General features: G+C 61.8%; 26 protein-coding genes. 14 read left to right on the top strand and 12 right to left on the bottom strand.

From position 1 onward, the window contains the following. Positions 1 to 81: 81 nt before the first annotated feature. Positions 82 to 669 (top strand): NAD(P)H-dependent oxidoreductase, encoded by a 588-nt coding sequence (locus V8J83_RS15725; RefSeq protein ID WP_339987381.1) that lies wholly within the window; start codon positions 82 to 84, stop codon positions 667 to 669. 3 nt (positions 670 to 672) lie between these two features. On the opposite strand, the gene V8J83_RS15720 is transcribed toward V8J83_RS15725, so the two are convergent. After that, the gene (locus V8J83_RS15720; protein ID WP_339987380.1) at positions 673 to 2,358 is read right to left on the bottom strand and encodes an acyl-CoA dehydrogenase family protein; all 1,686 of its coding nucleotides are present in this window, start codon (positions 2,356 to 2,358) and stop codon (positions 673 to 675) included. A gap of 171 nt (positions 2,359 to 2,529) precedes the next feature. Here V8J83_RS15720 and V8J83_RS15715 point away from each other — a divergent pair, with 171 nt between their 5' ends. After that, positions 2,530 to 3,303: a sulfite exporter TauE/SafE family protein gene (locus V8J83_RS15715; protein WP_339987379.1), complete on the top strand. Its 774-nt coding sequence runs from the start codon at positions 2,530 to 2,532 to the stop codon at positions 3,301 to 3,303. 26 nt (positions 3,304 to 3,329) lie between these two features. Here the strand turns inward: V8J83_RS15715 and V8J83_RS15710 are convergent, their stop codons facing one another. The 3 genes from V8J83_RS15710 to V8J83_RS15700 all read right to left on the bottom strand — a co-directional run bounded on the left by V8J83_RS15710 (position 3,330) and on the right by V8J83_RS15700 (position 6,143). Next, positions 3,330 to 3,878 (bottom strand): DUF3859 domain-containing protein, encoded by a 549-nt coding sequence (locus V8J83_RS15710; protein WP_339987378.1) that lies wholly within the window; start codon positions 3,876 to 3,878, stop codon positions 3,330 to 3,332. 76 nt (positions 3,879 to 3,954) lie between these two features. Beyond that, positions 3,955 to 4,506: a hypothetical protein gene (locus V8J83_RS15705; protein ID WP_339987377.1), complete on the bottom strand. Its 552-nt coding sequence runs from the start codon at positions 4,504 to 4,506 to the stop codon at positions 3,955 to 3,957. Positions 4,507 to 4,547: 41 nt separating this feature from the next. Next, positions 4,548 to 6,143 carry a phosphoenolpyruvate carboxykinase gene (locus V8J83_RS15700; protein WP_339987376.1) on the bottom strand — a complete coding sequence of 532 codons (1,596 nt, stop codon included), beginning with the start codon at positions 6,141 to 6,143 and terminating at the stop codon, positions 4,548 to 4,550. A 368-nt stretch (positions 6,144 to 6,511) separates the two neighbouring features. On the opposite strand from V8J83_RS15700, the gene V8J83_RS15695 reads away from it, so the two are divergent. The 7 genes from V8J83_RS15695 to V8J83_RS15665 all read left to right on the top strand — a co-directional run bounded on the left by V8J83_RS15695 (position 6,512) and on the right by V8J83_RS15665 (position 12,030). Then, the gene (locus V8J83_RS15695) at positions 6,512 to 7,213 is read left to right on the top strand and encodes a response regulator (protein WP_339987375.1); all 702 of its coding nucleotides are present in this window, start codon (positions 6,512 to 6,514) and stop codon (positions 7,211 to 7,213) included. Between the two features lie 27 nt (positions 7,214 to 7,240). After that, positions 7,241 to 8,947, top strand: coding sequence for a sensor N-terminal transmembrane domain-containing protein (locus V8J83_RS15690; protein ID WP_339987374.1), 1,707 nt, complete (start codon positions 7,241 to 7,243; stop codon positions 8,945 to 8,947). A gap of 3 nt (positions 8,948 to 8,950) precedes the next feature. Beyond that, a complete protein-coding gene (locus V8J83_RS15685) occupies positions 8,951 to 9,415 on the top strand; it encodes an HPr kinase/phosphorylase (protein WP_339987373.1) in 465 nt (154 codons plus the stop codon). A gap of 14 nt (positions 9,416 to 9,429) precedes the next feature. Further along, positions 9,430 to 10,359 carry an RNase adapter RapZ gene (gene rapZ / locus V8J83_RS15680; RefSeq protein ID WP_339987372.1) on the top strand — a complete coding sequence of 310 codons (930 nt, stop codon included), beginning with the start codon at positions 9,430 to 9,432 and terminating at the stop codon, positions 10,357 to 10,359. Next, positions 10,356 to 10,748: a PTS sugar transporter subunit IIA gene (locus V8J83_RS15675; RefSeq protein ID WP_339987371.1), complete on the top strand. Its 393-nt coding sequence runs from the start codon at positions 10,356 to 10,358 to the stop codon at positions 10,746 to 10,748. Before rapZ ends, V8J83_RS15675 begins: the two co-directional genes overlap by 4 nt. Before the next feature lie 15 nt (positions 10,749 to 10,763). Beyond that, entirely contained in the window at positions 10,764 to 11,048 is a 285-nt protein-coding gene (locus V8J83_RS15670) for an HPr family phosphocarrier protein (protein ID WP_339987370.1), read from the top strand. 94 nt (positions 11,049 to 11,142) lie between these two features. Then, positions 11,143 to 12,030 (top strand): lysophospholipid acyltransferase family protein, encoded by an 888-nt coding sequence (locus V8J83_RS15665; RefSeq protein ID WP_339987690.1) that lies wholly within the window; start codon positions 11,143 to 11,145, stop codon positions 12,028 to 12,030. A gap of 7 nt (positions 12,031 to 12,037) precedes the next feature. On the opposite strand, the gene V8J83_RS15660 is transcribed toward V8J83_RS15665, so the two are convergent. Further along, positions 12,038 to 12,913, bottom strand: coding sequence for a 3-hydroxybutyryl-CoA dehydrogenase (locus V8J83_RS15660; protein WP_339987369.1), 876 nt, complete (start codon positions 12,911 to 12,913; stop codon positions 12,038 to 12,040). Positions 12,914 to 13,121: 208 nt separating this feature from the next. Here V8J83_RS15660 and V8J83_RS15655 point away from each other — a divergent pair, with 208 nt between their 5' ends. Further along, the gene (locus tag V8J83_RS15655) at positions 13,122 to 13,934 is read left to right on the top strand and encodes a DUF6473 family protein (RefSeq protein WP_339987368.1); all 813 of its coding nucleotides are present in this window, start codon (positions 13,122 to 13,124) and stop codon (positions 13,932 to 13,934) included. Positions 13,935 to 14,002: 68 nt separating this feature from the next. Here V8J83_RS15655 and V8J83_RS15650 read toward each other — a convergent pair whose 3' ends face one another. The 3 genes from V8J83_RS15650 to trhA all read right to left on the bottom strand — a co-directional run bounded on the left by V8J83_RS15650 (position 14,003) and on the right by trhA (position 16,472). Next, on the bottom strand, positions 14,003 to 14,929 hold the full coding sequence (locus tag V8J83_RS15650) for an electron transfer flavoprotein subunit alpha/FixB family protein (protein WP_339987367.1): 927 nt from the start codon (positions 14,927 to 14,929) through the stop codon (positions 14,003 to 14,005). Next, complete coding sequence (locus V8J83_RS15645; RefSeq protein WP_339987366.1) at positions 14,929 to 15,690, bottom strand: electron transfer flavoprotein subunit beta/FixA family protein; 762 nt, start codon at positions 15,688 to 15,690, stop codon at positions 14,929 to 14,931. Before V8J83_RS15645 ends, V8J83_RS15650 begins: the two co-directional genes overlap by 1 nt. Before the next feature lie 131 nt (positions 15,691 to 15,821). Next, entirely contained in the window at positions 15,822 to 16,472 is a 651-nt protein-coding gene (gene trhA / locus V8J83_RS15640; RefSeq protein ID WP_339987365.1) for a PAQR family membrane homeostasis protein TrhA, read from the bottom strand. A gap of 83 nt (positions 16,473 to 16,555) precedes the next feature. Between trhA and V8J83_RS15635 the strand changes: the two genes are divergently transcribed. Further along, entirely contained in the window at positions 16,556 to 17,422 is an 867-nt protein-coding gene (locus V8J83_RS15635) for a hypothetical protein (RefSeq protein WP_339987364.1), read from the top strand. Here V8J83_RS15635 and V8J83_RS15630 read toward each other — a convergent pair. From V8J83_RS15630 to V8J83_RS15615, 4 genes are all read right to left on the bottom strand, one after another. Continuing rightward, on the bottom strand, positions 17,419 to 17,991 hold the full coding sequence (locus V8J83_RS15630) for a cob(I)yrinic acid a,c-diamide adenosyltransferase (RefSeq protein ID WP_339987363.1): 573 nt from the start codon (positions 17,989 to 17,991) through the stop codon (positions 17,419 to 17,421). The genes V8J83_RS15635 and V8J83_RS15630 overlap by 4 nt on opposite strands. A gap of 3 nt (positions 17,992 to 17,994) precedes the next feature. Then, a complete protein-coding gene (locus V8J83_RS15625) occupies positions 17,995 to 18,204 on the bottom strand; it encodes a twin transmembrane helix small protein (protein ID WP_339987362.1) in 210 nt (69 codons plus the stop codon). Between the two features lie 50 nt (positions 18,205 to 18,254). Beyond that, positions 18,255 to 19,082, bottom strand: a complete 828-nt coding sequence (locus tag V8J83_RS15620) for an SDR family NAD(P)-dependent oxidoreductase (protein ID WP_339987361.1) — start codon at positions 19,080 to 19,082, stop codon at positions 18,255 to 18,257. A 61-nt stretch (positions 19,083 to 19,143) separates the two neighbouring features. Next, a complete protein-coding gene (locus V8J83_RS15615; protein ID WP_339987360.1) occupies positions 19,144 to 19,731 on the bottom strand; it encodes an SH3 domain-containing protein in 588 nt (195 codons plus the stop codon). A gap of 153 nt (positions 19,732 to 19,884) precedes the next feature. Here V8J83_RS15615 and parC point away from each other — a divergent pair, with 153 nt between their 5' ends. The 3 genes from parC to tuf all read left to right on the top strand — a co-directional run bounded on the left by parC (position 19,885) and on the right by tuf (position 24,426). Further along, positions 19,885 to 22,188, top strand: a complete 2,304-nt coding sequence (gene parC / locus V8J83_RS15610; protein ID WP_339987359.1) for a DNA topoisomerase IV subunit A — start codon at positions 19,885 to 19,887, stop codon at positions 22,186 to 22,188. A gap of 231 nt (positions 22,189 to 22,419) precedes the next feature. After that, on the top strand, positions 22,420 to 23,067 hold the full coding sequence (locus tag V8J83_RS15605; protein ID WP_339987358.1) for a hypothetical protein: 648 nt from the start codon (positions 22,420 to 22,422) through the stop codon (positions 23,065 to 23,067). A gap of 183 nt (positions 23,068 to 23,250) precedes the next feature. Next, positions 23,251 to 24,426 (top strand): elongation factor Tu, encoded by a 1,176-nt coding sequence (tuf, locus tag V8J83_RS15600; protein ID WP_339987331.1) that lies wholly within the window; start codon positions 23,251 to 23,253, stop codon positions 24,424 to 24,426. Positions 24,427 to 24,583: the final 157 nt, after the last annotated feature.

Here is a 24,583-nt window from a genome sequence, read left to right as displayed (position 1 = left end):
CCAACAATCCGTGCCGATTTCGGAATCGGGGGGATACACGCGGCGAGAGATGTTTGATGCGTCCCAAAGGAAAGGTCTCGAATGACAAAACGCATCTTCATCCTGAACGGCCATCCGGGCCGAACGTCCATGTCACGGAGCATGGTGGAGGCCTATGCCGAGGCTGCGCGCGCGGCCGGGCATGCGGTGCGGGTGGCCCATATAAGCGAGCTGCAGTTTGACCCGGATTTCGGCGAAGGGTCGTATCGCGAGGTCAAAGCGCTGGAGCCGGATCTGCAGGCGGTGGCCGATGCGATCACCTGGGCGCAGCATGTGGTCTTGATCTGTCCGATGTGGTGGGGGGCCGCGCCCGCGAAGTTGAAGGGCCTGATCGACAGGGTACTGATCCCGGGTTTCGCGATGGACACGCGGCGGCGGCGGTTCGGCGCGCCTTTGCCGCTACTGACCGGGCGGACGGCACGCCTTGTCGTGACTTCGGACACCCCGGATTGGTATTTCCGTTTGGTCTACGGGCGGAATTTCATCCAGCTGATGCGCAAACAAGTGTTTGGTTTCGTCGGGATCAAACCGATGCGGGCAACGCATTTCACAATGGCAAGCAAGGCTACAAACGCGCGCGTTGCACGCTGGCTGGACGCGACCCGCGCTTTGGGTGCGCGGGCCGGATGAGGGTTAGCCAAGAAGCCGCCGCGCAATGACCTGAGCCTGAATCTCGGCGGCACCTTCAAAGATGTTGAGGATGCGGGCGTCGCAGAGGATGCGGGAGATTCCGTATTCCAGCGCGAACCCGTTGCCGCCATGGATCTGCAACGCATTGTCGGCGCAGGCCCAGGCAACGCGCGCCCCGAGCAGTTTGGCCATCCCGGCCTCCACATCGCAGCGGCGGTCGTTGTCCTTTTCCCAGGCCGAGAAATAGGTGAGCTGCCGCGCGACCATGATCTCCACCGCCATCATCGCCAGCTTGCCGGAGACGCGTGGGAATTCGATCAGGGCCTTCCCGAATTGCTTGCGGTCCTCGGCGTAGGCCATGCCGGCGTCCAGCGCCGAACAGGCGACGCCGACGGCGCGCGCGGCGGTCTGGATCCGGGCGGATTCGAAGGTCTGCATCAATTGCTTGAAGCCTTCGCCCTCTTTGCCGCCCAGAAGGTTTTCGCCCTTCACCTTGAAGTCGTCGAAATTGACCGTGTATTCCTTCATTCCGCGGTATCCGAGCACCTCGATCTCGCCGCCTGAAATGCCCGCGTCCTGCCAGGGCGCTTCGTCCGTGCCGGGGGTCTTTTCGGCCAGGAACATCGACAGGCCTTTGTAATCGTCGGTGTCGGGCATTGTGCGGGCCAGCACGGTCATCATGTGGGTGCGCGCGGCATGGGTGATCCAGGTCTTGTTGCCGTTCACAGTCCAGTCACCGGTGTCGTCCTGCACCGCCTTTGTGCGCAACGACCCGAGGTCGGAGCCGGTGTTGGGCTCGGTGAACACAGCCGTGGGCAGGATCTCCCCGGAGGCGAGACCCGGCAGCCATTTGGCCTTTTGCGCGTCGGTGCCACCGGCAAGGATCAACTCGGCCGCAATCTCGGAGCGCGTGCCAAGCGAGCCCACGCCGATATACCCGCGCGAGAGTTCTTCGGAGACGACGCACATCGACGCCTTGCTGAGGCCGAAGCCGCCGAATTCTTCTGGAATCGTAAGGCCGAAGACACCCATCTCGGCCAGTTCCTCGATGATCTCCATAGGGATCAATTCATCCTTGAGGTGCCATTCATGGGCCTCAGGGATCACGCGGTCGAGGGAATAGCGGCGGAATTGCTCGCGGATCATCTCAAGCTCATCGTCGAGGCCGGGATTGCCCACGGTGATCTCGGCAGAGCGTTCGCGCATCAGCGCGACGAGGCGCGTGCGTGCGGCCTGCGTGTTGCCACCCTGGGTCAGGGTCATGACCGCGTCGCCCATCATGGCGCGCTGATCATCCTGGGTCAGGCCCATGTCCTGCGGGCGCAGCATCTCGCCCTGGTTCATCTGCAACCCGCCGTACATCTGCCAAAGGTATTCGCCGAAGGTGATTTGCAGGATCAGTTGCTCGACCTCGCCAAACTTTCCGTCGGCCTGCAACCGCTCGGCCCATTTGTGCATCTGGCGCAGGGCCTCGACATAGGTGGCAAGCCATGCAAGCCCGTGGGCGGCGGTCTGGTTTTGCTCGATCAGAGCGCCTGAGACGCGGTCGCCATCGATGACCATGGCGCGTACGCTTGTTTTTGCAGCCTCCAGCAGGGCCTCCGCCGGGGCAACGGCCGCACCGGTCAGGTTGAGAAGGTCGGGCAGGATCGCGGGTTGGTCCGTTTCGAATTGGCCGTCACGGGGCATGGAATCACCTCTCGAAAATAGCAGGCGTCTTGGCAGGATAGCACGTTCGGACTTTCCTAGGTTGTTTGCAGGTGCAGCGCAACAAAAATGCTGTATTGCATCATTGAGCGCACAAAAATGTCGCGCTGGAAATGCGGATGCACAGACCCGGTGCGCCCTCTACAAGGGGTTATGATCGCGGATTTCCTCACACTTATGCCCGCTTGGGCGTTCTGGACGGCCTGCGCGGTGGCCTTGTTCGCGGGCGTTGTGAAGGGCGCCATCGGCTTTGCGCTGCCGCTGATCCTTGTGTCGGGACTGTCGCTGTTTCTGGACCCGTTGATCGCGTTGGGCGGTTTGATTCTGCCGGCTCTGTTTTCCAATGTGATCCAGGTGTTCCGTTATCCGCTGTCCGAGATGAAAAGCGCAGTGCGCGAGTTCTGGCGTTTCATCGTGATGGTCTGTGTAACGATCCTGATCGTGACGCAATTCGTTGCGTTGCTTCCGGAACACGCCTTCTACCTTGTGCTTGGCGTGCCGGTGATGGGCCTGTCGTTGGTGCAGCTCTTCGGTTGGCGCATGACGATCCCGCCCGAGCGGCGGCGCGCCGCGGAATGGGGCATCGGCGGTATGGCCGGATTTCTGGGCGGCATCACCGGCAGTTGGGGGCCGCCGACGGTGTTGTACCTGATGGCGCTGAACACATCGAAGGCGCGGCAATTGCTGGTGCAGGGGGTGGTTTACTCCCTCGGCGGGGTCAGCCTGGTTGCGGGGCATTTGCAATCGGGCGTGTTGAACGGGTCGACCTCGGTGTTCTCTGCGCTGCTCCTGGTTCCGACGGTCTTGGGCATGGTTGTGGGGTTCCGGATCGGCGATCGGCTGGATGCGGAACGCACACGTAAGATCATCCTGATCGTATTGGTGATCGCGGGTGCGAACCTGATCCGGCGGGGCATCTTCGGGTAAGGCGTCGGGCGCTGCCGTGACGGGTGTCAGGACAGGAAAGAGCCAAAGCAGCCGCTGATGACCTGTGGCATCAATTCGGGCGGCACGACTTCGAACGCGATGTGAAACAGTTCCGTGCCGTCGGAGGTGTGGGCCGAGAATGTCCATTCGCCAAGCAGCAATTCGTTTGGGGTGTCAAAGCTGAACCCCATGAGGCTGGGGCCAAGGTCGTCGATGTCGGATGTCCACTGCTCTACTTCGATGCCGCTGTCGGGGTAGGGAGGGTGCGTAACGGTGACGGTCACCGGATCATGGATCACGCCCGGCGCCGCGGTGGCCAGAACGCCGAAGCCGATCCCAAGCTCGGCGGGCACGAGTTTCTGGCGGAACTGCAAATCGGGGATCGTGGGCACGATATTGAGGTGGCCGGAGGCGGTGTTTGGCGCCGGGTCGCGGCGCTCGGGTTCCTGCGCGCAATAGATGCCGTAGGCCAAGTCTCCGATCCCGTCCGCAATGCGGGGGTTGGGCGCGCCGGATTGCGCCATGGCAAGCGACGGCAGAAGCAGGGTCAGGGTGAGCAAGATGCGGGCGAGCATGAAACCTCCACTGCGTGGCGTGTGACAAGAGATAAACACGACGGCGCAGGTCACAAGGCCGGGCGAGGCCGTGCGTTCAGGAGATCGGTCGCGCGAGGCAGGCCGCCAAAAGGTCGGGCGCCTCGTCGGGACGGACGACATGGAATGCGTGGGTGAGCACCACGGCCTCCTCGAGATAGATGCGCCATTCCCAATAGCCGTAAAGGCGGGTCGACTCGGCGTTGAAAGTGAAGATCAACGGTCGAGGATCGTCGGGGTAGAGTGTCGTGTCGTAGGATTCGGTCAAGGTGCTGCCGTCGTAATCAGGGCGATCCACCTCGACATGGATGCGTTGGTGAAGGGCGGTGCCAAGCAGCATGACCTCCGGGCCAAAGGATGCGTCCCGGGCATATGCGATGATATCGGTTGAGACCTCGATCCGCGTGCCGGGCCGTTGATAGCCCGCCGTTCCCCGTTCTGTGCCCGGCGCAGGATCGGTTTCGCCCGTGAGGTGGTCGCCCGGACAGACCATCCCCGCATCGATCAGTACGATGCGCTTGGTCTGCGCAAGCGCCGGGATGGTAAGCAGCAGGAGGGCAAGTCGCGTCAATCCATGCATCCCATGTGACAGGGGCCAGTGGAAGTTCATCCACCGGCCCCGTTCTTGCAAGCAAGTCTATGGTCGCGGGTTCAGATCGCCGCGGCGCGGACGTCGGCGTCGATATGGGCGACGTATTGGCCGAAGTTGTCGGAGAACATCTGCACCAGCTTTTCGGCTTGTTTGTCGTAGGCTGCGCCATCGGCCCAGGTGCCGCGCGGATCAAGCAGATCGTCCTCGCAGCCGGGGCAAGTGGCGGGCACTTCGAAGCCGAAATGCGGGTCCTTGCGGAACTTGCCCTTGTTGAGCGTGCCGTCCAGCGCGGCGGTCAGAAGCGCGCGGGTGGCCTTGATCGGCATCCGCGAGCCGGTGCCGAATGCCCCGCCGGTCCAACCGGTATTCACCAGCCAGCAAGTTGCGCCATGTTCGGCGATCTTTTCGCGCAGCAGGTCGCCGTAGACCTCCGGGCGACGCGGCATGAAGGGCGCGCCGAAGCAGGTGGAGAAGGTCGGCGTGGGCTCGGTCACGCCACGCTCGGTGCCGGCGACCTTTGCAGTGAACCCGCTGAGGAAGTGGTACATCGCCTGCGCCGGTGTCAGGCGCGCGATCGGGGGCAGGACGCCGAAGGCATCACAGGTGAGCATGACAATGTTCTTGGGATGCCCGCCGAGGCCCGTGTCGGATGCGTTTGAGATCATGTCGAGCGGGTAGGCGCAGCGCATATTCGCGGTCAGGCTGTCATCGTCGAAGTCCAGTTCCAGCGTATCGGGGTCATAGACCATATTCTCGATCACGGTGCTGAACTTGCGCGTGGTGGCGTAGATCTCGGGTTCGGCCTCTTCGCGCAGGTTGATGGTCTTGGCGTAGCAGCCGCCTTCGAAGTTGAATGTTCCGTTGTCGGACCAGCCGTGCTCATCGTCGCCGATCAGAGTGCGGGACGGATCGGCCGACAGCGTGGTCTTGCCGGTGCCCGAAAGGCCGAAGAAGACAGCCGAATCGTCAGGGTTGCCGATGGCATGGTTCGCCGAACAGTGCATCGCCATCACACCCTTTTCAGGCAGCATGTAGTTCAGCAGCGTAAAGACTGATTTCTTGTTCTCGCCCGCATATTCGGTGTTGCCGATCAGGATCAGCTTCTTCTCGAAGTTGAGTGCGATCACCGTTTCCGACCGGCAGCCGTGGCGTTCGGGATCTGCCTTGAACGAGGGGCAGTTGATGATTGTGAATTCGGGGACGAACGCCGCAAGTTCCTGCGCGTCGGGGCGGCGCAGAAGGTGCCGGATGAAGAGGTTGTGCCAGGCCAGTTCGGACACCACGCGCACATCAAGGCGATGCTCGGCGTCGGCCCCGGCATAGAGGTCCTGCACGTAGTAGTCGTTGCCCTTCATGTGCTCCAGCATGTCGACGTAGAGGCGGTCGAAGGCGTCCGGCGCCATGGGCGCGTTGTTGTCCCACCAGATGCTATCCTCGACAGCAGGCGTGCGGACGACGAATTTGTCGTTGGGGGAGCGGCCGGTGAACTGCCCGGTGGATACAAGGAAGGTGCCGCCCTGCCCGATGTGCCCCTCGCCGCGCTTGACCGCAGCTTCCATTAGCGCGGGTTCGTGCAGGTTGTAATAGACGGATCCGAGCCCCGTGATGCCTTGTTGATCAAGCGTGTGTGCGGGATTCACGCGTCCATTGGTCATGGCTGGGATGCTCCTGAAAGGCGAAATATGCCCGAAATAATGTTGCGGGGGCGCAGAATTGCGTCACCTCAACCGAGCTATAACATGACGTTTTTCGCCCTGAACAGGACGCGAGCGCACAGTTAGCGCAACCATTAGCGCAATCACCGCGAAACAATATTATTCGAGGCAATCTTCCGCCGAGATTGTCGGTTTGTCGGGTAATCGCCGTGATTTCGCCACATTCCTTCATCGGGCATTAACGCAAAATGGCCACACTTTGGGTGTGCCAGTGAGTCGCCGGGGGATTTCCGATTGATTCTCTGGAGTGAAAACTGGAAGCTGCCCGAAAAATAAACATATCGAGCAGTAATCGAGGACATGAAAATATGGCCCGCATCGCACTTGTCGATGACGACAGGAATATCCTGACGTCCGTTTCGATGACCCTTGAGGCAGAGGGTTTCGACGTCGAAACATACAATGATGGACAGTCCGCACTGGATGCGTTCAACCGAAAATTGCCTGATCTGGGGGTCTTCGACATCAAGATGCCCCGCATGGATGGTATGGATCTGCTGCAGCGTCTGCGTCAGAAATCGCAGATGCCGGTGATCTTCCTGACGTCCAAGGATGATGAGATTGACGAGTTGATGGGCCTGCGTATGGGTGCCGATGACTACGTCAAGAAGCCGTTCTCGCAGCGTCTTCTGGTTGAGCGTATTCGTTCGATCCTGCGCCGTCAGGACGCCATTGCCTCGGATGCGACCGGCTCGCCCGAGGAAAGCACGGTGTTGGACCGGGGTCATCTTCAGATGGATCCTCTGCGCCATGCGGTGACGTGGAAAGGTCGCGACGTAACGTTGACGGTCACCGAATTCCTGCTGCTTCAGGCGCTGGCGCAACGCCCCGGTTTCGTGAAGTCGCGCGATCAGTTGATGGATGTTGCCTACGACGAGCAGGTCTATGTCGACGACCGCACCATCGACAGTCACATCAAGCGTCTGCGCAAGAAAATGCGCTCGGTCGACGATGATTTTTCGGCCATCGAGACGCTTTACGGCATCGGCTACCGCTATAACGAAGAATAGGGGCCGCCCGTGCCAGCCGATGTCTCAATGACCAACCGCCGCGCCGCCGAGCGGGCGGACATCGTCCTGGGTGAGGATTGGGACCGCCCGCAGGCGAATCTCGAAAGTGAGCTCAGGGCCGCCCGCGCACGGCGGTCGCTGATTTCTCTGAATTCGTCGCCGCTTGCGCGCAAGATCATCCTGTTCAACTTGCTCGCGATCCTGATCCTCGGGATCGGATTTTTGTGGCTGAACCCGTTCCGCGACAGCCTTGTCGTGCAGCGTGAGCGGGCGTTGGCTGTCGAAGCGCAATTGATCGCAGATGTTTTCGAGGCGAACCTGCCCGAAGCCGCGCCTGCCAATCTGGTGACCGGCGATGGCATCGACGCAGGTGCGGTCCTGTCACGGATCGGTCTGACGGAAGGTGTCGATATTTTCGTGTTCGCATCGGACGGCACGCTTGTCACTTCCACGCAACAAATCGGGCGCAGCGTGGCGCGTCCGGTGCGTGGGTTGGAGGCGCATGCCGGCGAAACGCTTCTGATCACGGATTTCCTTGTGTCCATCTGGAACGGATTGTCCGGTGTCCTGGGTCGCCAGGATCAATCGACCGCGGCACCGTCCGGCCCCGAGGCCCATGTCGCCATGGTGCAGGCCGCCCTGGATGGTGCAACGATCCTGCAACGCGGTGAGGATGCCACCGGCTCCATCTTCGCAGCCGCAACGCCGATCGACGCGGCAGGTGGTGCGCTTGGTGTCGTGGTGGTGACCACCGCTGCAGGCGAGATCGACCAGCTTGTCCGTGTCGAACAGGAGCAGCTTCTGCAAATGTTTGTTGTGGCGCTGATCGTGTCCATCGCCCTGTCGCTGGTTCTGGCCTCGACCATCGCGAACCCGTTGGCGGATCTCTCGGCAGCGGCTGAGTTGGGCCGGGACAAGAACGCACGCAAGATGTCGCCCACGCGGGTGCGGATTCCCGATCTTACCGGCCGGCCCGACGAAATCGGCCGTTTGTCCGGTGCGCTTCGCGGTATGGTCGCAGCACTTTATGATCGGATCGATTCCAACGAACAATTCGCCGCCGATGTGAGCCACGAAATCAAGAATCCGCTGGCGTCCCTGCGCTCGGCTGTAGGCACGTTGACTGTGGCGCGCACCGATGAGCAACGCGCGCGCCTGGTCGAGGTGATCGAACATGACGTGCAGCGCCTGGACCGGCTGGTCAGCGACATTTCCAACGCATCGAGGCTCGACTCCGAGCTTGTGAAGGAAGAGGAGGAGGAATTCGACCTCGTCCGTACGCTCGACAACATCAGCCAATACCACGCGGAAGAAGCGGCCAAGAAGGGCGTCGAATTCATAACCGATCTGCCCGATCGCAGCATCAAAATCGCGGGCCTCGAAGGTCGTTTGGCGCAGGTGTTCGTGAACCTCATCGGCAACGCGATCTCGTTTTGCGAAGATGGCGACGCCGTCCGTCTCTGGACCCGGCAGCGGGAAAACCGCGTTCTGATCGTGGTTGAAGATACCGGCCCGGGCATTCCGGAAGAGGCGCTCACGAAGGTGTTCAACCGCTTCTATTCCGAGCGCCCGGTGCAGCAATTCGGCAATCATTCCGGTCTTGGCCTCGCCATCTCCAAGCAGATCATCGAAGCCCATGGCGGCGTAATCTGGGCCGAAAACATCCGCCCGACCGAGGCCGACGTCACGTCCGAGCCGCTTGGCGCGCGTTTCGTTGTTGGCCTCCCGATTTGAGGCGTGGACGCACCGCTCTTTGAACCGCTGGCCGCCAAGGCCGCCGCACGTGATGGCACTGCCCTCTACTTCAACGCAAGCGCCGTGTCCCTTGAGGGGTGCGGCGTTTTGTTTCTTGGCCCGTCCGCTGCTGGCAAGTCGGCGACGGCGCTGGGGCTTTTGGCGCATGGTGCGCAGCTGATCTCGGACGACGGGGTCTGGTTGCGGGAGGGATGCCTTGTGCCGCCCGAAGCCGCGCCGCATTTGATCGAGGCGCGTGGGATCGGCCTTCTGAACGGGGGGGCGATCGACGTATCCGCTCCGCTTGCATTGGTTGTCGATCTGGGTTGTGCCGAGGATGACCGCCTGCCACCGCGACGCATCGCCACCACACCTGACGAAAAAGTGACGTTGATCCGGGCCACATTCGACCCCACCCTTGTGCCAGCGTTGCTGCAGTTTTTGCGGCATGGTCGCGCCGCACCTTGAACGGAAAGCCCCGGATGCCCCCCGCAACCGCACATGTTGTTATCGTTACTGGCCCGTCCGGCGCAGGTCGCAGTACCGCGATCAACGCGTTGGAGGACCTTGGCTTCGAAGCCATTGATAACTTGCCCCTGCGTCTGCTTCCGCGTCTGCTCAAAGGCACACCGCCTGATCGCCCCCTCGCGCTGGGGATTGACCCCCGCACCCGCGATTTCGGCGCAGAAGAGCTATTGGCGGCCTATGACACGCTGCAGGAAGATCCGGCCTACATGGTTGATCTCGTGTACCTTGATTGCGAGCCGGCCACATTGCTGCGCCGGTATTCGGAGACGCGACGGCGGCACCCGCTTGCGCCCGATGCGGACCCTGCCGATGGCATTGCGCTTGAACGTGGGATGCTGGCGCCATTACGGGCGCGGGCGGATGTGCTGATCGATACGACAAGCCTGAGCGTGCATGACACCCGCGCCCGGATCGAGGAGGTTTTCGTTTCAGAAAGTGGCGCGCGCATGGCCATCCAGGTCACCTCGTTTTCGTATCGCCGAGGAGTGCCGCAGGCCGCCGACATGGTGTTCGACTGCCGTTTCCTGCGCAATCCGCATTGGGACATGGCACTTCGCCCGCTCGATGGACGTGCCGAACAGGTGCAATCCTACGTGGCGGAGGACGCGCGCTTTGCCCCGTTTCGCGATCAGGTCGAAAGCATGCTCGATCTGTTGCTGCCCGCTTTCCGCGCCGAAGGGAAAAGCCATCTGACCGTCGCGTTCGGATGCACCGGGGGCAAGCACCGTTCTGTCACGTTGACCGAGACTGTCGGGCAAAACCTTGCGCAAGCGGGCTGGCAGGTGTCTATACGGCACCGGGACCTGGACACTGACCGAGATCGCCCGCTGCCGCCCACGCGACAGCCCGGATCGGTCACTGACGGAGAGGCAGGCAAACCGTGATCGGCATCGTCATCGTCGCCCATGGTGGGCTTGCGACCGAGCTCAAGCGCGCCACCGAACATGTCGTGGGTGCACAGCTTGGCATGGTCGCGATTTCCATCGGTCCCGAAGACGATCGCAGCCTGCGCACGCGCGAAATCTGCGACGCGGCGGATGCGGTGGATCTTGGCGACGGCGTGGTTGTGGTGACCGACATGTACGGCGGCAGCCCATCGAACCTGTCGTTGCGCGCCTGTCGGCCGGCCAATCGCAAGATCCTGACGGGAATGAACTTGCCGATGCTGGTGAAATTGGCCAAGTCGCGGCAGTTAAGCGTCGATGAAGCCGTCTCACGCGCTGCCGAGGCCGGGCGGCGCTACATCAACAGCTTTGACGGCGCTCCGGACTAAGAAAGACGACCCCCCATGATCGACAGCAGCCCCACCACCCGGACACTGAAAATCGTGAACACCAAGGGGTTGCACGCCCGCGCATCGGCGCGTTTTGTCGAGGTGGTCGAAGACCATGACGCAACGGCAGAGGTCCGAAAGGATGGGCTGAGCGCCGCCGGAGACAGTATTATGGGCCTTTTGATGTTGGCAGCTTCCATGGGAACCTTTATTGAGGTCGAAACAAGCGGGGCCGAGGCAGAGCGCCTGGCAGACGCTTTGCAAGCTCTGGTCGCCGACCGGTTCGGCGAGGAAACCTGATCAACCGGACGCGGTTGGCGCCGGCTCCGAACGGGGAGCGAAACGGGGCCCCGGGGGTGGGGCACTTTGGAAGGGACGAGGGCATTTGACCGATTTGGGTTCCCGAAATATTTCGGCTCCTGCGCCGACCCGGACACCCGGTCCGGGCGGGACCTATGACCGTCGTTCCCTGACCTACGCCAACTCCTTCCCCAACCCGTTTGTGCGCTACACGATCAAGGCGATCGAGTGGATGACGGGCAAGTTGACCATCATCAACCGGGTTCGGAAGTTCGAAAAACTGGGCGAGTTCAAGGGTCAGGCATTCTGGCCTGCGACGATGAAGGTGATGGGCATTGACCTGCAGACGCCCGAGCACCAGCTGGCGCGCATTCCCTCCGAGGGGCCGGTTGTCTTCGTGGCCAACCATCCTCACGGCCTTGTCGATGGCATGATCCTTGCCGATCTGATCGGGCGGCGGCGCAATGATTACCGCATCCTGACCCGCGCACTTCTGACGGGAATTGACGAGGCGGCATCGGGTTACATGATCTCGGTCCCGTTCCCGCACGAATCTGATGCGCAGCAAAAGATGTTGGATATGCGCGCGCAGGCGATGACGCATCTCAAGCAGGCGGGTTTGATCGCGCTGTTTCCGTCCGGCGCGGTCGCGGCTTCGGACCGGATGATGGGGCAACCCATCGAAGGTGAGTGGAACGTGTTCACCGCCAAGATGATCCGCAATTCCGGGGCGACGATCGTGCCGTGTTTCTTTACCGGTCAGAACAGCCGCATCTACCAGATTGCCAATCGCATCAGCCCCGTCTTGCGGCAGGGCTTGCTGATCCATGAGGTTGTGCGCAGTTTTGACCAGCCGCAAGCGCCGATAATCGGGAACCCGATCACCCCCGACGAATGGGCCGACCGCATTGGCAAGCCCCGCGAATTCATGGCTTGGCTGCGTGAGCGGACCCTGTCACTGCGCGAAAACCCAGACAGATAGGCGTTTGTCAGCGGGTCGGAACCGGCGCATCGCCCCGATAATCGTAGAACCCGCGCTGCGTTTTGCGCCCCAGCCATCCGGCCTCGACATATTTTGTTAGCAGGGGGCAGGGGCGGTATTTGGTGTCGGCCAAGCCGTCATGCAGCACGTTCATGATCGCAAGGCACGTATCCAACCCGATGAAATCCGCCAGCTCCAGCGGGCCCATCGGATGGTTCGTCCCCAACTTCATCGCCATGTCGATTGAGGTGACGTTTCCGACCCCCTCATATAGCGTATAGACCGCCTCGTTGATCATCGGCATCAGGATGCGATTGACGATGAAGGCCGGAAAGTCCTCGGCCGTGGCCGCGGTCTTGCCCAAGGCGTCGACCACCGATTTGCAGGCCTCGAATGTGGGTTCATCGGTTGCAATGCCACGGATCAGCTCGACCAATTGCATGACCGGCACCGGGTTCATGAAATGAAACCCCATGAACTTTTCGGGCCGGTCGGTGCGGCTGGCCAGCCGGGTGATGGAGATCGACGATGTATTCGACGTCAGGATCGTCTCGGGCTTCAGATGCGGCAGCAGGTCTTCGAAAATCGCCTGTTTGACCGTTTCACGTTCGGTTGCAGCCTCGATGATCAGGTCGGTCGGGCCAACATCCGGCAGCTTCAGCGTTGTGCGGATGCGGTCCATGGTGGCGGATTTTTCGGCTGCACCGATCTTTTCGCGGCTGACCTGTCGTTCGAGGTTCTTGTTGATCAGCGCCTTTGCGGCGTCGAGCGCATCCTGACTGACATCGGACATCACAACGTCATACCCGGCCAACGCGCAGACATGGGCGATCCCGTTGCCCATCTGGCCCGCTCCGACGATTCCGATGCTTTGGATTGCCATGACCGGCCCCTTTGTATTTCCGCGCGTTGTCCGCAGGTTAGGCTTGGTCGCGGGCAAAGAAAAGCCATGCATGCCGCGCCCATTGCGCACGGGTGAACCGACCAGATTTTCCTAAAAATCACTGTAAAACAGAGGTTTAGCGATCCGTCAATATTTGTCATGCACACATTGTGGTGGGTGAGTCTCCAATTGTGACGGAGCGAGAGATATGAGTATTGAACAACGAGGGCGGTTGCCCCTCGACTATCAACCTGTGGCCTTACCAGGCTCGGCCCTTCGGTTTCGGGGGCCCCTGGCAACCGATCGCCAGCCGTCTGTGGTGTGCATCGGAGGGTCCGAGACCTTCGGGCGGTTCATCAATGCGCCGTTCCCGGCGCAGCTGGACGATGCCTGCGATGGGACTGTGTTGAACCTGGGTGTGATGAACGCGGGGCTGGATGTTTTGCTAACGGATCCGGCGATCCTTGGGGCATTGGACGACGCGGAAGCCGTCGTTTTCCAGATCATTTCGGCCCACAACATGTCGAACCGGTTCTACACAGTGCATCCGCGCCGCAACGATCGGTTTCTGACGGCCAGCACCATGTTGCGCACGATCTATCCTCAGGTCGATTTCACGGAATTCAACTTCACGCGGCATATGCTGACGCATCTGCATGATCTGTCGGCAGACCGCTTTGAAATCCTGCGGACCGAACTGGAATCGGCATGGAGCGCGCGCATAATCCGGTTCCTCAATCAGACGGTCGCACCAGTGCATTTGTTGTGGCTTTCGAACCGCTCACCGGACCAAAGCGACGCATGTGACATGTCGGTCGACCCATTGTTCGTAACGTCCCCGATGTTGGAACAGGTTGCCGAACATGCCGCCAGCATGACGATCGTGACCCCGGACGAGGCGTCCAGCACCGACGACCTGCAGGGCAAGTTTTTCGGCCCGAGGGAAGAGGCCGCAGCCCGCCTGCTGCCAGGACCGAAGTTGCACGATTACGCAACGGCTGAACTGATCCGCAGGCTTTGACCGCAATCGAAAAAAGCCCCGCACCGAGTGATCGGGCGGGGCTTTTTGTCTTTGGTACGACCTCTGGCTCAGAGCTTTCCGGTCAGTTCCGGCACCGCATCGAACAGGTCCGCGACCAGGCCGTAGTCTGCCACCTGGAAAATCGGGGCTTCTTCGTCCTTGTTGATCGCGACGATGACCTTCGAATCCTTCATCCCCGCGAGGTGCTGGATCGCGCCGGAAATGCCAACGGCAACATAAAGCTCGGGCGCGACGACCTTGCCGGTCTGCCCGACCTGCCAATCGTTCGGCGCGTAGCCGGAATCAACCGCCGCGCGCGATGCGCCGACCGCTGCACCCAGCTTGTCCGCCAGCCCTTCAATCAATGCGAACTGCTCTTCCGAGCCGACGCCACGGCCCCCCGAGACGACGATCCCGGCAGAGGTCAATTCGGGCCGATCCGAGGCCGCGACCTTGTCTTCGACCCAGCTCGACAAGCCGGGATTGCCAGCCGCGTCGATCATCTCTACGGCGGCGGAGCCTCCGGTTTCTGCGGCATCGAAGGTGGATGTGCGGAAGGTCACGACCTTCTTTGCATCCGACGATTTCACCGTCTGGATTGCGTTTCCCGCGTAAATCGGGCGTTCGAACGTGTCGGCATCGACGACGGCGGAGGCGTCCGAGATCACCATCACATCCAGCAATGCCGCGACGCGCGGCATGATGTTCTTGGCGTCGGTCGTGGCGGGCGCGGTGATATGGTCGTAATCCGCGGCCAGCGCGGCGATCAGCGCGGCGGTCGGCTCCGCAAGCCGGTGGCCGAGGACCGCATCTTCTGCGCAGAGCACCTTGGACACGCCGGTAATGGTCGCGGCTTCTTCGGCGGCGGCTTTGGCCGAGGCCCCGGCGCACAACACGGTCACATCGCCCAATTGCTGGGACGCCGAGACGGCCTTGGCGGTGGCATCCATCGCCAGTTCGCCCGCGTTCACTTCGGCAAGGAGAAGTACAGCCATCAGATGACCCCCGCTTCGTCTTTGAGTTTCGTCAGAAGTTCGTCAACCGACCCGACCTTGACGCCAGCGGCGCGCGCTTCAGGTTCGGTTGTCTTGACCACCGTAAGGCGCGGCGTGACATCGACGCCATAATCGGCGGCGGTCTTTTCATCCAACGGCTTTTTCTTGGCCTTCATGATGTTGGGCAGCGACGCATACCGCGGCTCGTTGAGGCGCAGGTCGACGGTGACGATGGCAGGCATCTTCACCTCGATGGTCTGCAGCCCGCCGTCCACTTCGCGGGTCACCTTGGCGCTGTCGCCATCGACATCCACTTCGGAGGCGAAGGTTGCCTGGCTCCATCCTAGAAGCGCCGAAAGCATCTGACCGGTGGCGTTCATGTCGTTGTCGATCGCCTGCTTGCCGGCCAGAACGAGGCCCGGCTGCTCTTGCTCGATCACGCTTTTGAGGATCTTGGCGACCGCGAGCGGTTCGATATCGGTATGCACATCCTCGGCGGCAATGACTAGGATCGCGCGATCCGCTCCCATGGCCAAAGCCGTGCGCAGGGTCTCCTGCGATTGCTTCACCCCGATGGACACGGCGATGACCTCGTCGGCTTTTCCGGCTTCTTTCAGGCGGATGGCCTCTTCGACGGCAATCTCGTCGAACGGGTTCATCGACATCTTCACATTGGCAAGATCAACCCCGGAACCGTCCGCTTTGACACGAACTTTCACGTTGTAGTCGATCACGCGCTTCACAGGCACCAGGACCTTCATGGCGTTCTCCCTCTGTCACAGGCTGGGACGGACCCAAGCAATTTCCTTGGCAGAAGAGATAGACCCAAGCGGCGCGGGAAAATAGGCCAAAATCGACGCGGTGTGGTGTTCCGACGCCGCGTTACGGGGGTCTAGGCGGTTACGGCGACTTCTGCCGCGATGGCGGCATAGCACAGGCTGGTCCCGGCAAGGACGAAGACATGCCAGATCGTGTTGTGAAACGGCAGGCTGCCCCAGACGTTGAACACCACGCCTGCGGAATAGGTCAGGCCACCCGCCACCAGCAGCCAGAAGGCCGCGGGGGACAGGGTGCTGACCAACGGTCCACCCAATACGACCCCCGCCCAACCGAGGCCAAGGTAGAGCAAGATGGCAAGCCATATGAACTTGCGCCTCGACAGCAGGATCACCGAAGCCCCCGCGATTGCCGTGGCCCAGATCCCCGCCATGAATGCCAGAGACCCGGAGGCCAACGCGATGAACGGCGTGTAGGTGCCTGCAATTTTGAAATAGATCGCCGATTGATCCAACCGGCGCAAACCCGGGATCAGGTCTTCCCGTTGGACAAGGTTGTAAAGCGCCGAGCAGATCCACATTGCCAGCATCGTTATGGTATACACCACGGCGGCCGTGATGATGCCCGGATCCCCGATCCAGACGGCGGTCAGCGTCACCAGGACAGGCCCGGCGATCAATGCGCTTCCGATGCCCATCCCATGCACAACAGCGTCCGAAATATACTCGGCCCGACTGTATTCGCGATTGGGTTTCACATGCGACATGCGGTTGAGTGTAGACCAAGTCTGGTTAACAACCACGTAAACAATCGGAAACAATTTGGTGTCGTGACGTCATGGCCGTGAAGATGGGCATCAAAAAAGAGTTACTCAAGACGCTTGCCGACCGCATCACAACGCGGGGCGATACGCTTGTCGCCGACCTTCCGCCGGAGCCGTTACGGCAGATCGAACTGGCCTGCTGCTGCGATAACTGTATCGCCCCCGATATCTATCCGCAGCTGATCAAGACGCCGCCGCCCGACCTGACCGAGCAGCACATCAGCCAGTATTTCGGCGGTGTCGCGGCGGTCGAAACCGTGCAGACACCCGAGGCGATTTACGAGGCCCGCGTGATCCTGACCCATGTTTTGCGGTTGATGGGCCAGATGATCGTCCTGCCGCTGGATCAGGCGCGCGAGATGAGCCTTCGGATGTCCTCTTATGCAGACTGCGACTACCTGTTGCCCTACCTGCTCGACACCGGCGTGCTCGACACCTTGCCGCCCGCCACCACGGCGCGGATCCGGGCCTATCTGCTGGATATGACGCACTACGCCGTCGCCGGGGGCACCTACTTCATCCAGGATGTTCTGACCTACCTCGCCGTGTTCACCGACGCATTGCCCGAAGTGATCCGGTACTACCGCACCGGGCCGCCGCGTCACCACTTGCGCTTCTGGTCCACAATCGCGCAGGTCAACAGTATCCATGATCCGAACCGACCCCAGCGTGGCACCGATATCCACCTGTTCTACAGGGGTATGCAGCCCGAGGGTCGGCAGCGCCTGATCGACGCGCTGGCCGCGCCCGAGGTCGAGACGCTGATCCTGCGCTACGCCATGGGCGCACGGGATCAGCAGTGGATGCAGTACCTGTCGAACCTGCTGGATTGGCGCGATGCGGCGCTTCTGGCGGCGCCCCACTCGGCCTACCGAACCGAAAGACCGCGTTAGCGGTTCGCGCCCGGTACCCAGAGGACATCGTCCTTGCCGTCGTTGTTGGCGATGCGGCCCGCGACGAAGAACCAGTCGGACAGGCGGTTGAGGTATTTCACCCCGGCAGGGTTGATCGATTCCACGCCGCCCAATTCCACGCTGAGCCGTTCGGCGCGCCGCGCCACGGTCCGGCAGATGTGCAGATGCGCCGCAAGCGCCGAGCCGCCCGGCAGGATGAAGGAGCGCAGCGGCTCCAGCTTGCCGTTCATCTTGTCGATCTCCGCTTCCAGCCGATCCACCTGGGCGTCGGCGACCCGCAAGGGGGGATAGTCGCGATCCGCGTCCATCTCCATGTTCGGCGTGCACAAATCGGCACCCAGATCGAACAGGTCATTCTGGATCATCGCCAGACGGTCGGCCATCACACCTTCGGCATGCAGCTTTGCCACGCCGAGCGTCGCGTTCAATTCGTCCACCGTGCCGTAGGCCGTGACGCGCGCGGAATGCTTCGCCACCCGGCTGCCATCGCCCAGAGCGGTTTCGCCGGCATCGCCGGTGCGGGTGTAAATCTTGTTCAGAACCACCATGGATCAGCCCCCCGATTGGCGACGGAAATAAACGAAAGCGAGGATCAACAGGACCGCCACAAACTGTGCCCCGATCCGCCATTGCATGAATTTGTTGCTTTCCTTGCTGGCCTCGACCCCGCCCTTGCGGAAAGAGTTGATGCCCAGAAGCAAGATCACGAGCACCGCGGCGCACGCCAGCAATGCGATCAATAGTAGGGGGTCGTCAGTCATGGTAACTCCGCTCAATGCCCGATCCTACCTAGCGGGTCGTGCGAAAAAGGCTAGAGGCGCGCGGCGATTGCGTCGAGGGCGCGCTGCGGCAGGATGCGGCGCAGGCCCTCGGCGATATGGGTCGCGCCGGTGATATGATAGCGCGGGCGCGGGCGCGGCGATTCAACCGCATGGATCAGGTGGCGGATCACGGCGTCGGGTTCGCGCTGAAATGGCGCGGGCCCGGTGTCCTCATAAAGGTGGCGCAGCAGCTCGCGCCGATAGCGGTCCGGATCGGCCGAGTTCTCCCAGTCGATCCAGCGCTCGAATTGCGGGATGGAATTGAGACGGAATTTCGAGGTGACCGGCCCGGTGTTCAAGGTCGAGACAAAGATGCCCGTTCCGCGCATCTCAAGCCGGAGCGTATCGGTCAGCCCCTCCAGCGCGTGTTTCGAGGCGTTGTAGGCGCCGCGCCATTTCATCACATGCCGCCCGAAGCCCGACGAATGCTGCACGATCCGGCCGTGTCCCTGGGCGCGCATCGTGGGGATCACCGCGCGGGTCAGGTGGTGCAGGCCGAACACGTTGGTCTCAAACGTGGCGCGCAACCCCTCGGTCGGCAGATCCTCGACCGCACCCGGTAGGCCGAAACCCGCGTTGTTGAACACAGCGTCCAGCCGCCCGCCAGTGCGCTCAAGCACCTCGGCCAGCCCGCGCTCGATGCTAACCGTGTCGGCGCAATCCAGACGCAAGCTTTCAAGCCCTTCGGTCTCAAGCCGCGCCTTGTCGTCCGGTTTGCGCACGCTCGCGAACACGCGCCAGCCGCGCGCGGTCAGCGCATGGGCCGCCGCATATCCGATCCCGCTTGAGGACCCTGTTATCAGTATGGATTTTGTCACTGAACCTGCCCGCGCCGTCGTGGTGGCTCATGGGTAGATCACCCGGCGCGGGGCGCGCAAGTCAGTTCACGGGCTCCAGAAACCGCGCGGCCATGTAACCTTCAAGCCCGCTATCAAGCACCCGAAGATGCGCCCACCCGTCCGGACCGTTGCCGATGAACTCAAGCTGATCGCCGCGAACCAGCCCGGCCAGAACGGCGGTGTTGGTCGAAGGGCCGGCCCGGAAATTCACGTTGTTCCCGGTCACCCGCCACACGATGCGATTGGCACGCGCCTGCGCCCGCGCAATCTCAACCACGCCGCTGTCCACCACCGAAACGGTGGCAATCTGCGCGCTGGAGTCTTCCGGCATCAGGTCGGCGGGGTCGATCACGGCGGTGATTTCCAATGTCTCACCGGCGGCGGTTTCCATCACGTAGCCGTCGCCGTCCTCGATCAGCGCATCGCTCAGCCGTGTGCGGTAGGCGCGCGCATAGACCGGCTGCGCCCTTGGGCGTTGCGCGTTTGCCTCGGCCGAGGAAATGATCTCGATCAGCCAATTCGACCCACCCGAAGATGCGGCGGTGACATTTGCGCCGTGCTCCTCACCGGGAACCACGATCAAAACAACATAGATAGCCACGATCAACGTGACGGTCAGGCGGATCATCCCCACGCCCCTTCAATTCAGTTTGCCCCCGCAGAGCCTGTGGATAAGCGCTCAGCCGATTCGAAAATAGTGATTTTTCAGGGGAAAAACGTTGTTTCGTGCTCTTTGATCCCTTGCCGATGCAAGCGCCCGCGGGATATGCACATGATCTAGATGAGCAGTGATAACGACACACAAGATGACCGTCAGGAACAGGAATCTCTAGGCCGAGCGATTGGCTCAAGATATCTGCAATATGCCCTGTCGACGATCATGCACCGCGCCCTTCCGGACGCGCGCGATGGGTTGAAGCCGGTCCATCGGCGCATCCTCTATGCGATGCGCGAACTGCGGCTGGCCTCCAACGGCGGCTTCCGAAAATCGGCCAAGATCAGCGGCGATGTGATGGGCAATTACCACCCCCACGGCGACGCCGCGATCTATGACGCGATGGCCCGTCTCGCGCAGGATTTCGTCATCCGGTATCCGCTGGTCGACGGGCAGGGGAACTTCGGCAACATCGACGGCGATAACCCCGCCGCCTCGCGCTACACCGAGGCGCGCATGACCGCGATGGCGGAGGCTCTGCTGGAGGGGCTGTCCGAGGATGCGGTGAACTTCCGCGACAATTATGACGGCACCTTGCAGGAACCCGAGGTTCTGCCGGCGCAGGTGCCCAACCTTCTGGCCAATGGATCTTCGGGTATCGCCGTGGGCATGGCCACCAACATCCCGCCGCACAACCTCGACGAATTGATCGCCGCTTGCCTGCACCTGATCAAGACGCCCGATGCGCGCGACGACACGCTTCTGAATTACGTGCAGGGCCCCGATTTTCCGACCGGTGGCGTCATTGTCGAGCCGCCCGACTCCATCGCCGAGACCTATCGCACCGGCAAGGGCGGCTTCCGCCTGCGGTCGAAATACGAGATCGAGGATCTGGGCCGTGGCCAATGGCAGATCGTCGTCACCGAGATCCCGTATCAGGTGCAGAAATCCAAGTTGATCGAGAAGCTGGCCGAGCTGATCCAGCTCAAGAAGGTCCCGATCCTCGCCGATGTGCGCGACGAATCCGCCGACGATATCCGCATCGTCCTGGAGCCGCGCGCCAAGACCGTGGACCCCGAGGTGCTGATGGGCACGCTGTTCCGGCAGTCGGATCTGGAAAACCGCTTCAGCCTCAACATGAACGTCCTGATCGACGGGCGCACCCCCAAGGTCTGTTCCCTGAAGGAGGTGTTGCGCGCCTTCCTCGATCATCGTCGCGACGTGTTGATCCGACGCTCCAAGCACCGCATGGCGCAGATCGACCACCGGCTTGAGGTGCTGGAAGGCTTCCTGATTGCGTTCCTCAACCTCGACCGCGTGATCGACATCATCCGTTATGACGACGCGCCCAAGCCCGCATTGATGCGCGAGACGTGGGATCAGGAGTTCGTCCGTGCCACGTCCGAGGCCGATTACGTCAGCCCGCGTGAGGGCGAGGGTGAACTGACCGAGGTTCAGGCCGAGGCCATCCTCAACATGCGCCTGCGCAGTTTGCGCCGTCTTGAAGAGATGGAGTTGCAGGCCGAGCGTGATCGTCTGATGGAGGAACGCGCCAACCTTGATGATTTGCTGGCCGAGGAAGGCTTGCAGTGGAACAAGATCGCCGACGAACTGCGCGAGGTCCGCACGAAGTTCGGCGCCAAGGCAGACGGCGGCGCGCGGCGCACGATCTTTGCAGAGGCGGGGGAGGTCGAGGACGTGCCCCTTGAGGCGATGATCGAAAAGGAACCGATCACCGTGGTCTGTTCGCAGATGGGCTGGATCCGCGCGATGAAGGGTCATGTGGACCTGTCGTCCGAGATGAAGTTCCGCGACGGCGATGGTCCTCGCTTTGCCTTTCACGCGCAGACCACCGACAAGCTTCTGATCCTTGGGTCGCAGGGGCGCGTCTATACGCTCTCCGCCAATGGGCTTCCGGGGGGGCGCGGTCTGGGCGAGCCGGTGCGCCTGATGGTCGATCTGCCCAACGAAGTGCAGATCGTCGACCTCTTCACCCATGTGCCGGGCACCAAACGCCTCATGGCGTCCAGCGCCGGGGATGGGTTTGTCGTGGCCGAGGAAGAGATCCTGGCGCAGACCCGATCCGGCAAACAGGTTCTGAACGTCAGGGAGGGGATCACCGCGCTGGTGTGTCGTGCCATTGCTGCGGGCGAAACCCATGTCGCCACCGTCGGGGAAAACCGCAAACTGCTGATCTTCCCGCTGGAGGAATTGCCAGAGATGGGGCGCGGCAAAGGCGTGCGGCTGCAGAAGTTCAAGGACGGCGGCCTTTCTGATGCGCGCACGTTTGATCTCGCCGATGGCCTCACATGGCACGACCCCGCCGGACGTACCCGAACCGAGGCCGAGCTTGCGGAATGGACGGCCAAACGCGCCTCCGCCGGTCGCATGGCGCCGCGCGGCTTCCCGCGAGACAATCGCTTCACCTGAGCGTGGGGATTGCCTGCGTGGCGATCCGGTTGGGATTTTGGGGCGGAATTTTGGGATGTCAGTGGTAAATAAACCATTACCAAAAATGGCAATAAGACTATATATCAAGATCTTAGATATGGGTTGCAACCTTGCAACCCCGCTCCATGTGGCCGCGTTTCCGCGCCCCCTTTACCCGCACCGCGCCGCCCCTTAGTTTCCCGCGCAACAATGATCTCAGGAGTTCGCAAGATGCTTCGACTGGCCCGCTTCGCCGCGCTTGCCCCCGCCCTTTTCCTCATGGCCTGCGCCGCCGGGGATCCCCTCGACGAAGATCTGCCGCCGATGGGGGACTTCCGCTTGGCGCACAACATCGTCGTGGCCGACAACATGCAGCAGGTTCCGCCGTCGCGCAACGCCACGCCGGAGGAATGGGAAGAGATTCTGGTGGCCGAGATTGACCGCCGCTTTTCCGGGTACGAGGGCGAGCGTCTGTATCACATCGGCATTGCCGTCGACGGCTATTCCCTTGCCCCTCCGGGCATCCCGATCGTGCTGAGCCCGCGGTCGGTTCTGGTTCTGTCGGTCAACATCTGGGACGATGAGCTGGGGCGCAAGCTGCACGAGGAATCGGAGCAGATCATCGTCTTTGAAGGCGCCTCGCCCGAGACGCTGATTGTGGGTTCGGGTATCGCGCGCAACCGCAACGAGCAGATGCAAATCCTCGCCCGCAACGCTGCGCGTCGCGTGCAGTTGTTCATGCTGGAGAACCCCGAGTGGTTCAACATCACGGACGCCGAAGCCGCCGAAGCGCTGAGCAGTGTCGAAGCCTTGGCCGAGGCCGCCGAAGAGGCCGCCGAGATCGAAGAAGCCGTCGAAGAGGCTGAAGTGGCGAACTGATCCGCTCCGTCATCATCAACATGTCTTGATTTTTCCGCGCCGCCCGAATAGGTGGCGCGCGATGATAAAATGGGTCTGCGGCACCTTTGGTCTGCATGACCCCAAAATCACGGGGTGCCGTCGGGCCTGAGGCCCGCAACTCTTTGTCGGGCCTCGGGTCCGCTACCAGCTAAGGAGGCCATCATGGCAAAGGAAAAGTTTGAACGTTCGAAGCCGCATGTGAACATCGGCACGATTGGTCACGTTGACCACGGCAAGACGACGTTGACGGCTGCGATCACGAAGCAGTTTGGCGACTTCAAGGCGTATGACGAGATTGACGGTGCGCCGGAAGAGAAGGCGCGCGGGATCACGATTTCGACGGCGCACGTGGAATATGAGACGGAGAACCGTCACTACGCGCACGTTGATTGCCCCGGCCACGCGGACTACGTGAAGAACATGATCACGGGTGCGGCGCAGATGGACGGCGCGATCCTGGTTGTGAACGCGGCCGACGGCCCGATGCCGCAGACGCGTGAGCACATCCTTCTGGGTCGCCAGGTTGGCATCCCTTACATGGTCGTGTTCATGAACAAGGTCGATCAGGTTGACGATGCGGAACTGCTTGAGCTGGTCGAGATGGAGATCCGCGAGCTTCTGTCGTCCTACGAGTATCCGGGCGACGACATTCCGATCATCGCGGGGTCGGCCCTGGCGGCTCTGGAAGGCCGTGACGACAACATCGGGTCGGAGAAGATCGCCGAGCTGATGGCGGCCGTGGACGAGTACATCCCGACGCCTGCGCGCGCTGTGGATCAGCCGTTCCTGATGCCGATCGAAGACGTGTTCTCGATCTCGGGCCGTGGTACGGTTGTGACCGGCCGTGTGGAGCGTGGCGTGATCAACGTGGGCGACGAGATCGAAATCGTGGGCATCCGCGACACGTCGAAGACGACCTGCACGGGCGTCGAGATGTTCCGCAAGCTGCTCGATCGTGGTGAGGCGGGCGACAACATCGGCGCGCTTCTGCGTGGTGTGGACCGTGAAGGCGTCGAGCGGGGCCAGGTCCTTTGCAAGCCCGGCTCGGTGACGCCGCACACGAAGTTCGAGGCGGAAGCGTACATCCTGACCAAGGAAGAGGGTGGCCGTCACACGCCGTTCTTCGCCAACTACCGCCCGCAGTTCTACTTCCGCACGACGGATGTGACGGGCACGGTTGAGCTGCCTTCGGGCACCGAGATGGTGATGCCGGGCGACAACCTGAAGTTCAACGTGGAGCTGATCGCGCCGATCGCGATGGAGAACGGCCTGCGGTTTGCTATCCGCGAAGGTGGCCGGACTGTGGGAGCTGGTGTGGTCAGCAAAATCATCGAGTGATTTTGCTGAACCGTGGGCGCCCTGTGGCAGGGTTATTTGGCAAGGCCAAATGATCCCGAGAGCAGGGTGCAGCACCCATTAGCCATTATCGAAAAGGCCCCGCCCCACCGGCGGGGCCTTTTGCTTTCCCCGCACGCCGGTTGCAAGGTTGCAACCC

Origin of the sequence: Gymnodinialimonas ulvae (assembly GCF_037543845.1) — a bacterium.
GTDB lineage: Bacteria > Pseudomonadota > Alphaproteobacteria > Rhodobacterales > Rhodobacteraceae > Gymnodinialimonas > Gymnodinialimonas ulvae.
The sequence above is the reverse complement of the archived record's forward strand: the minus strand, read 5'-3'. Positions and strand labels throughout refer to the sequence as shown.